This window comes from Inquilinus sp. (assembly GCF_057815775.1).
The window spans coordinates 1-8361 of the sequence record NZ_JBYRFX010000179.1 but is presented as its reverse complement, the minus strand read 5'-3'; the positions used below and the strand labels follow the sequence as shown (position 1 = coordinate 8361).

9 protein-coding genes and 1 pseudogene are annotated in these 8361 nt (G+C 67.8%); 5 read left to right on the top strand and 5 right to left on the bottom strand.

The window, feature by feature from the left end; translation table 11 throughout:
• Positions 1–357: 357 nt before the first annotated feature.
• A complete protein-coding gene (locus AC3XYG_RS06405) occupies positions 358–3024 on the top strand; it encodes an alpha-mannosidase (RefSeq protein ID WP_489138978.1) in 2667 nt (888 codons plus the stop codon).
• A gap of 430 nt (positions 3025–3454) precedes the next feature.
• Positions 3455–3637: a CsbD family protein gene (locus tag AC3XYG_RS06400; protein ID WP_489138977.1), complete on the top strand. Its 183-nt coding sequence runs from the start codon at positions 3455–3457 to the stop codon at positions 3635–3637.
• Between the two features lie 442 nt (positions 3638–4079).
• Here the strand turns inward: AC3XYG_RS06400 and AC3XYG_RS06395 are convergent, their stop codons facing one another.
• A complete protein-coding gene (locus tag AC3XYG_RS06395; protein ID WP_489138976.1) occupies positions 4080–4451 on the bottom strand; it encodes a hypothetical protein in 372 nt (123 codons plus the stop codon).
• Positions 4452–4697: 246 nt separating this feature from the next.
• On the opposite strand from AC3XYG_RS06395, the gene AC3XYG_RS06390 reads away from it, so the two are divergent.
• Entirely contained in the window at positions 4698–6008 is a 1311-nt protein-coding gene (locus AC3XYG_RS06390) for a calcium-binding protein (protein WP_489138975.1), read from the top strand.
• Positions 6009–6066: 58 nt separating this feature from the next.
• On the opposite strand, the gene AC3XYG_RS06385 is transcribed toward AC3XYG_RS06390, so the two are convergent.
• Entirely contained in the window at positions 6067–6417 is a 351-nt protein-coding gene (locus AC3XYG_RS06385; protein ID WP_489138974.1) for an alpha/beta fold hydrolase, read from the bottom strand.
• Between AC3XYG_RS06385 and AC3XYG_RS06380 the strand changes: the two genes are divergently transcribed.
• The gene (locus tag AC3XYG_RS06380) at positions 6392–6607 is read left to right on the top strand and encodes a hypothetical protein (protein ID WP_489138973.1); all 216 of its coding nucleotides are present in this window, start codon (positions 6392–6394) and stop codon (positions 6605–6607) included. The genes AC3XYG_RS06385 and AC3XYG_RS06380 overlap by 26 nt on opposite strands.
• A gap of 24 nt (positions 6608–6631) precedes the next feature.
• Here the strand turns inward: AC3XYG_RS06380 and AC3XYG_RS06375 are convergent, their stop codons facing one another.
• Entirely contained in the window at positions 6632–6922 is a 291-nt protein-coding gene (locus AC3XYG_RS06375; protein WP_489138972.1) for a hypothetical protein, read from the bottom strand.
• Between the two features lie 176 nt (positions 6923–7098).
• On the opposite strand from AC3XYG_RS06375, the gene AC3XYG_RS06370 reads away from it, so the two are divergent.
• Positions 7099–7953: a haloacid dehalogenase type II gene (locus tag AC3XYG_RS06370; protein WP_489138971.1), complete on the top strand. Its 855-nt coding sequence runs from the start codon at positions 7099–7101 to the stop codon at positions 7951–7953.
• Positions 7954–7984: 31 nt separating this feature from the next.
• Here AC3XYG_RS06370 and AC3XYG_RS06365 read toward each other — a convergent pair whose 3' ends face one another.
• Positions 7985–8113, bottom strand: a complete 129-nt coding sequence (locus tag AC3XYG_RS06365) for a hypothetical protein (RefSeq protein WP_489138970.1) — start codon at positions 8111–8113, stop codon at positions 7985–7987.
• An 86-nt stretch (positions 8114–8199) separates the two neighbouring features.
• Positions 8200–8313 (bottom strand): annotated as a pseudogene (locus AC3XYG_RS06360) (alpha/beta fold hydrolase); the annotation flags it as partial.
• Between the last annotated feature and the right edge of the window lie 48 nt (positions 8314–8361).

Here is an 8361-nt window from a genome sequence, read left to right as displayed (position 1 = left end):
CCAGCGCCTGCAGCGCCTCGATGCCCGCATCGAAGAGATCCTGTGCTGGCGCGAGCGCGAGGCGCTGCCGATCCCGCAATGGCGCTTCGACGGCCGGCCGCTGTCGCTCGGCGATTCCTGGCCGCATCGCGAGGGCGTGGTGACGCTGGCGGCGGAGGCCACGGTGCCGGCGGCCTGGCCGCTGGACGAGACCCGGCTGCGCCTCGATGTCGGCGGCGAAAGCCTGCTGACCCTGCAGGAGGAGGCGTCGGCGCCACGCGTTTCGGCCTCGACCCGAACCACCGCGAATTCCCGCTGCGGGCCCGCCGCTTCCGGATCGAGACCGAAAGCGTCGCCCGGCTGCCCTTCGGCGAGCCGGTGCCGCAGCCGCGCCTTGCCGAGGCCCGGCTGGTCTGGATCGACGGGGCGGTGCATCGCTTGGCGCTGCTGCTGCGCCAGGTGTGGGAGACGGCGCAGGCGCTGGCGGAGCATGAGGTGGTGCCGCATCTGGTGGCGGCGGCCGAGGCGGCGCTGTGGTCGCTGGAGTGGCCGTCGGCCACATCGGGCTACTTGGCCCGCACCGCGCCGATGCCGCAGCAGCAGCGGATCTGGCGCCTGCCCGAGGTCGATGGCCGGCCGCCGGCGCTGACCGAGGCGGAACGGGCCAGCGTGGTCGCCGCGCATGACGGTCTGGTGGCGGCGCTGCGGGCGCTGCAGGACCGCTTCCCGCCGCAGGGCCGGCTGGCGATCACCGGCCACGCCCATATCGACCTGGCCTGGCTGTGGCCCTATGCCGAGACACGGCGCAAGGCGCGCCGCACCTTCCACACCGCACTGCGGCTGATGGAGCAGTTCCCGGATTTCGTCTTCAATCAGTCGACCGCGGCCTATTACGCCCAGATCGAGGAGGACGACCCGGCGCTGTTCGCCGCCATCCAGGACCGGGTGGCGGACGGGCGGTGGGAGACCATTGGCGGGATGTGGGTCGAGCCGGACACCAACATGCCGACCGGTGAAAGCCTGGTGCGCCAGATCCTGTACGGCCAGCGCTATTTCGAACGCGAGTTCGGACAGCGCCACACCGTATGCTGGCTGCCCGATTGCTTCGGATTCTCCGCCGTGCTGCCGCAGCTGCTGCGCCAGGCCGGCATCGACAGCTTCTTCACCACCAAGGTGAACTGGTCGGAGACCAACCGCTTCCCCTACGACCTGTTCCAGTGGGAAGGCCTCGACGGCAGCCGGATCCTGGCCCACACCTTCGACAACCCGATCGAAAACTACAACGGCACCATCCGGGCCGATTGCGTGCTGCCGACCTGGCGGAACTTCCGCGGCAAGACCGGCCATGACGAAAGCCTGCTCGCCATCGGCTTCGGCGACGGTGGCGGCGGGGTGACGCCGGAGATGCTGGAGCGCCAGGCCCAGCTGGCCGGTTTCCCGGCGCTGCCGGCGCTGCGCCCGGTGCGGGTCGATGATTTCTACGCCCGCATCCGCGAGCGGGTGGCGGTGGCGGAGCTGCCGGTCTGGCTCGGCGAGATCTATTTCGAACTGCACCGCGCCACCCTGACCAGCCAGGGCCGCACCAAGCGCCTGCACCGCCAGGCGGAGCGGGCGCTGATCGCGGCGGAGGCGGCGGGCAGCCTGGCGACGCTGCTCGGCGCGCCGCATTTCGGCAGCCTGGAACCGGCGTGGCGCGGGCTGCTGAAGAACCAGTTCCACGACATCCTGCCCGGCTCCAGCATCCGCGAGGTCTATGAGGATGCGGAGCGGGAACTGGCGGCGGCGCGCGACGCCGGCCTGGCCCGGCAGGCGGCGGCGCTGCAGGCCCTGGCCGCGGTGCTGCCGGCCGGCGACACCGCCGGGGCGCTTGTCGTGGTGAACCCCGATCTGTCACCCCGGCCGCTGCGGCTGGTGCTCGACGGGCTGGCCGTGGCGCCGGACCGGGTGGTGCCGCCGCTCGGCGTCGTCGTGCTCGACCCGGCAACGCTGGCGCCGGCCCCGGGGCTGTCCGCCACCTGGTCGGCTGCGGGCGGCGTGCTCGAGAACCGGGTCCTGCGGGCCGAGATCGCGGCGGACGGCACCATCGCCCGGCTGCTCCACAAGCCGACAGGGCGCGACGCGCTGGCCGGGCGCGGCAACCAGCTCTGGCTCTACCCGGCCGACAAGCCGCGCAGCTGGGATGCCTGGGAGATGGAGGCGGATACCATCAAGCAGGGCGTCGAGCTGACCGGTCTGGATTCGGCCGAACTGGTCGAGGCCGGGCTGCATCGCGCCGCGTTGCGTCTGGTCCGGTGCTTCCGCGATTCGACCATCACCCAGACCCTGACCCTGTGGGCCAATTCCCCGTGCCTCGACATCCACACCGAACTGGACTGGCACGACCGGCGGGTGCTGCTGCGCGCCCTGGTGCCGGTCGCGGTGCGGGCGGAGACGGCGAGTTTCGAATGCGCCTTCGGCGTGGTGCGGCGGCCGACCCACCGCAACACCTCCTGGGACCAGGCGAAGTTCGAGGTGCCGGGCCACCGCTTCGCCGACCTGTCGGAGCCGGGCTTCGGCGTCGCCCTGCTCAATGACGGCCGGTACGGCCACAGCGCGCTGGGCAACGTGCTCGGCCTCAGCCTGCTGCGCGCGCCGTTCCACCCCGATCCGCTGGCGGATGAAGGCCGGCACAGCTTCACCTATGCGATCCTGCCGCATGGGGGCGACTGGCATGAGGGCGGCGTGCGCGAGGCGGCGGAGGATCTGAACCAGCCGCTGCTGGCAGTGACGGCGCCGCGGCCGCTGGCGACCGGGCTGTACGCCCCGCTGACGGTCGCCGGCGTCGCTGCCGGGCTCGCGGCCCTGAAGCCGGCGGAGGAGGGTGAGGATCTGGTGCTGCGGCTGTACGAGCCGGCCGGGGCCCGGGGCTCCCTCGCCATCACGCCGCCCGAAGGCTGGCGGCTGGCCGAAGCCGTGACGCTGCTGGAGGAGCCGGCCGAGCGCGACCGGGTCCACGACCTGGAGCCGTTCGAACTGCGCAGCTGGCGGTTGCGGCGGGAGCGGTGAGGGGGCCGCCGGGACGTTGCAGCGAGCTTTGCCCCTGGCGCAAGATCGCCTTCCGAGGTGCTGTCCAAAAAGCGGCCAGCAGGGACGGGGCGGCGCCAGGATTGGGCTGCCCGTCACGCGACATAGGGAAATAGACACCCGGCGTGATTCCTGTCGAACCTGAATTGGCGGTGGTTCTTCATGAGGGGCCCGGCCCGGGCGTGGGCCCGGCCCTGCCCGGGCAGGGGGCGAGGGGGCGAGCGGCCCGGGCCGGGCGCCGGCGCCGGCTGTTGACGGACGGCACCTGACCCTTTCCTGCCCGTGGCGGCGTTTCGCGTCCACTTACGGTTTCGCAAGGCGGGCTCGTTCTGGAAGGGCAATGGCCGCTCTTCGGAACCATGACGGCGCTGGCCCTGTTGCCTGAGTACACAACCGCCACAGGAGAGCCGTCATGGATAAGGATCGCGTTGAAGGCACCGCCAAAAAGGTTGAGGGCGCCGTGAAAGATGCGACCGGCAAGGTGATCGGCAGCGACAAGCTTCAGTCCGAAGGCAAGATGAAGAAGGCCGAAGGTGAAGTGCAGACGGAAGTCGGCAAGGCCAAGGACGCCGTCCGCGACGCCCTGAAGCATTGAGTTCGACCGGACCCCAAGACCGGTCCGGCCAGACCCGCCCCAGCGATGGGGCGGGTCTGTTCATGTGGGTTTTGGTCAGGCCGAGAAGCAGAAGAGGCGGAGCAGCCCGCAGCATGCCCCTATGCCGTGGAGGCTTGGCGCCGCGCCGAGGAGCCGTTCACCACGCCAGCGGTGCGGCCGCTGCCGACACGCTGCGCTCACGCCCCGACCGAGAGCTTGGCGATTGCGAGGGCGGTGCCGCTTCGACGGTATTTGCTGCCCACCATTTCGGCGACCGGCACCCCAGGCCGTCATATGGATCATGCGTCTTGCAGAACCATTCGATACGGCCATTCCTGGTATGCCCGAAATCGCCCCAATTCCCGCAACCGGCATGCTCGCAATAATGCTCCCAACCCGGGTCGACGAAAACGGGAGATGAGTAGAGGGGATCGATCACGGCTCAATGCTCCGGCCATTCTCTCCCGCTCCGGCGCCGGAGTTTGTCGATATGGACGAAGCGCTCCACGCCGCCGGCGACCATGCACATGCCGCGGTAATCCATGGCGTCGACCTGGCTCTCGAATGCCGCAGGGATATGGATCGAGGGCAGGCAATGGATGTCGGGGCAGCCGTCTTCGCCGCCGGCCTGGCGCGCGAGGTACAGCGCGTCGAGCAGCAGGTCGAGATCCTCAACCGTCTGCGTGGTCGGATCCCAATGGCCCAGGACCCGGCCCGTCAGCCGGTCGAAGATCTCCGTATGGTTGCGGGGATAGCTGCTGGGTTGGGCGGCCAGCGGTGGGCCCGCATCGCGAGGGTCAAATCGAGCAACCATGACGCGTTCCTCGGTCAGTGATGTTCTATTTTTGTTCTAGTCCTCGCCAGCGTGAGGAGTCGAGTCTTTTCGCAAGATGCGGCGGGTCGCAGGACGGTCACGGGTATCCGAAATGGGATCAGCAGGGGCTCCGGACCTGCCGACGACCCCGACCCTGGGCTGGTGCGCCGGCGCCGCACCAGCGCCATACTTCCCTGTGTGAATCGAATTCGGATTTCAGACACCAATTGCAGGGGAGGAGGCGCTATGGCGACGATCAACGGAACGCCTGTCGCGGACTTGCTCGATGGCACGCCCGACGCAGACACGATCATTGGCTTCGGTGGAGATGACTTGCTGTTGGGGCGCGGCGGCGACGACAAAATCGACGGCAGCATCGGCAACGACCGCGTCGAGGCCGGCGATGGAAATGACACCGTCCTCGGTGGAGCGGGGGACGACGCGCTCTCCGGAGGAGATGGCGGGGACATCCTGCGCGGCGGCGACGGTTCCGACACGCTGGACGGCGGCAACGGTGATGACAGGTTGGAGGGAGGAACCGGCCCTGGCCTTGATAGCCTCAATGGCGGTAACGGCAGCGACATCCTGGTCGCTGGTTCCGGAGGCTCCAGCATGGACGGTGGTGCCGGAAGTGATGTGTTCATAGCCGGTGCCGGCAAAGACCAGATGTTCGGTAATGAATTTGCCAGTGATGGAAGCGACAGGATTTCGTACGAGAACTCAACAGCCGCTGTGGATATAAATCTGTTGAGACATACGGCTGTTGGCGGGTATGCGACTGGGGATACGTTTAGTGGAGCTCTTGGAGTTATTGGATCGGATTTCGACGACAGAATAACGGGAGACGGAAATACCAATTGGATCTCGGGAGGCGCCGGGGATGACGTGCTTTGGGGTAGCCTGAGACTCAACCTAGCCGGCCCATCCCCGTCAAACGGTGATGTCCTGAGTGGCGGCGATGGCAATGATCGATTGCTCAATGGAGAGGGTAGCGATTCGTTCAATGGAGGCGATGGGGTCGACTGGGTGTATTATGAAACTACAGAACTAAAGACTGGGGCTACTGTTAATCTTCTGACGGGGGTCGGAGGAGTTTTTTCATTCGAGCATGACACCTATTTCAGTATCGAGAATGTCTATGGATCAGCGTTCGCCGATAAATTTACGGGCAATGCGCAGACAAATGTTTTGTATGGAGGCCTCTCCTCGGACACTCTGACGGGCGGCCGGGCAAACGACTACTTCCTGTACCGTGCCGTGAGTGAAAGCACCGTGGCCGCCGCGGGCCGCGACACCATCACCGACTTCTCGCATGCCGAGGGCGACAAGATCGACCTGCGGCCGATCGACGCCGACGGCAATGGCGCCAATGGCAACACCGCTTTCACCTTCACACCGGGCGGCGTGTTCTCCGGCTCCGGCCATGAGGTGATCGTCCAAGGGGCCGGGGCCGGAATCTACACCGTCCTGGCCGACGTCAACGGCGACAAGGTCGCCGACATGGCGATCACCGTACACTCAGCCACGGCGCTGGTGGCGGCCGACTTCCTGCTTTAGCCGGGATCGATCGAGATCATGGCGACGCATGGCGCGTCGCCACGACGGACGGCCGCGCTCACCCCAGGAAGGCCCGCATCAGGCCTGCGATCTGGTCGGGGGCTTCGTCGAGGGCGAAATGGCCGGCGTCGAGCATATGCACCTTCGCCTCGGGCACGTCGGCCTTGAAGGCGTCGCACTCCGCCACCGCGAAGGACGGGTCGTAGCGGCCCCAGACCAGCAGGCTGCGCGGCTTGTCCCGGCGCAGCCAAGCCTGTGGTCGAAGGTGTAGGCGAACTGCTCGCGCGGCGGCGCATCGGAATATCCGAAGCCCGGAAAGTCGGGTGCGATCAGGTGATAGCCATCGGCCAGGCGCTACAGCAGCGGCTCGAACATCCGCGACGATGACGGGAAGCCGTTTCGATGTCACATTCCTGAAAGGCTATGACGGCAGCGGTGGCTATGACCATTCCGTCGCCTATGAGGGACGGCTGAGTCCCGACGGAATGGAGATCGAGGACCGCTGGAGCATCTGGGGCAGTTGGTCCGGAACGTTCCTGATGGTCCGCGCAGGCGTGCAGAGGGTGGCCGCCGCACGCCGCCGCTTCGCCCTGATCTGATCCGGGCGGCCGTCTTGGTCGGCGCTACGGCCGTGGTTTCGACGTGATCGCCGGCATGCGCGGCAACGGCTGCACCGCGGGCGTCTGGATCTGCGGCGCGCGCGGCTGCAGCCCCTGGGAGGAGAGCGATGGCCGCGGCTGCACCAAGGTGTTGGGAGACGGCTGAATCTTCGGCCGGCCCGCCTGGATCGGCGGCGATCCTTGCCCCGGCAGGCATGGCGAGCCGATGGCGTTCGGGTCGGTGATGCATTGTGCGCTGGCGGGCGGTGCCGCGGCCCCGATGGAGAGGGCGATGGCCGCCGCGAGGAAGACCATTTTCATGTCAGTGATATCTACCGCGATCCGGCGAATTCAATCCCGTGGCGCATTCTGCCGGTCTTGCGGCGCATGGCCCGAAAGGTCGGATATATGACCTTCGGGCTATCCCAGCGGGGGCGCAATCTCCGGCATGAGCGCTGGCTGACCCGGCGCAAACGACGGGATGCCGGCCCGTGGCCATTGCGGTGAAGGTCAACGATCGCATCGCTTCCGACCCCACAGGACCGTCACGGCGGGGGCTGCTGGCGGCCGGAGCCGTCCTGGCGCTGGGCGGTATCGTGTCCGGGGCAAAGCGGCCGGCGCTGGCCCGGGGATACGACGCCTCCGGGATCAAGGCGCTGGTGTTCGACGTCTACGGCACCTGCACCGATTATTGGGGCACCATCACCCGCGAGGGTCAGGTCCTCAATCGCAGCAAGGGGCTGGATATCGACTGGGCCGCGCTGGCGACCGGTTGGCATGGATTGTTTCCGCCGGGCTTCGCCGCCGTGCGCGACGGCCAGCGGCCCTGGCAAAGCTTCGCGTCGCTTCGCCGCGAGGCGCTGGACGATGTCGTGCGGCAGCGCGGCATCCAGGGCCTCAGCGACGACGAATTGGCGGAGATCAACGCCGTCTGGCAACGCGTGGAGCCGTGGCCCGACACGGTGCCGGGGCTGCAGCGTCTGAAGCGTGGCTATACCCTGGCCACTCTGTCCAACGCCGATATGGCCGATATGGTGAAGCTGGCCAAGCACAGGGACCTGCCCTGGGATGTGATCCTGACCGCCGAACTGGCGCAGGCGGTGAAGCCCGATCCGCGGGTCTACCAGCTTGCACCCCGGTATCTCGGCCTGCGGCCGGACGAGATCATGATGGTCGCCTGCCACAAGCTCGACCTGCAGGGGGCCAAGGCCCAGGGCTTCCGCACCGCCTTCATCCCCCGCCCGCTGGAGGCGGGGCCGGACGGGCGGGTCGACACCGCCGCCGACCCGCGCTTCGACCTGCAGGCGGCGAGCCTGTTGGACCTCGCCGACCTGCTGGCCGCCTGAGCCGGACCTTCCGATCGGTCGACCTTCGCTCTCACCCCAGGAAGGTTCGCATCAGGCCGGCGATCTGGTCGGCGGCCTCGTCGAGGGCGAAATGGCCGGCGTCGAGCACATGCACCTCCGCCTCGGGCACGTCGGCCTTGAAGGCATCGCACTCCGCCACCGCGAAGGACGACGGGTCGTAGCGGCCCCAGACCAGCAGGCTGCGCGGCTTGTCCCGGCGCAGCCAGGCCTGTGGTCGAAGGTGTAGGCGAACTGTTCGCGCGACGGCGCATCGGAATATCCGAAGCCCGGAAAGTCGGGCGCGATCAGGTGATAGCGATCGGCCAGGCGCTGCCGCAGCGGCTCGAACTTCCGCGACGATGACGGGAAGCCGTTTCGATGTCACATTCCTGAAAGGCTATGACGGCA

Bases quoted from the DNA above. Each gene is read 5' to 3' on its own strand.
- AC3XYG_RS06400 (WP_489138977.1), top strand. From the start codon at position 3,455: ATGGATAAGGATCGCGTTGAAGGCACCGCCAAAAAGGTTGAGGGCGCC.
- AC3XYG_RS06395 (WP_489138976.1), bottom strand. From the start codon at position 4,451: ATGGTTGCTCGATTTGACCCTCGCGATGCGGGCCCACCGCTGGCCGCC.
- AC3XYG_RS06390 (WP_489138975.1), top strand. From the start codon at position 4,698: ATGGCGACGATCAACGGAACGCCTGTCGCGGACTTGCTCGATGGCACG.
- AC3XYG_RS06380 (WP_489138973.1), top strand. From the start codon at position 6,392: ATGACGGGAAGCCGTTTCGATGTCACATTCCTGAAAGGCTATGACGGC.
- AC3XYG_RS06375 (WP_489138972.1), bottom strand. From the start codon at position 6,922: ATGGTCTTCCTCGCGGCGGCCATCGCCCTCTCCATCGGGGCCGCGGCA.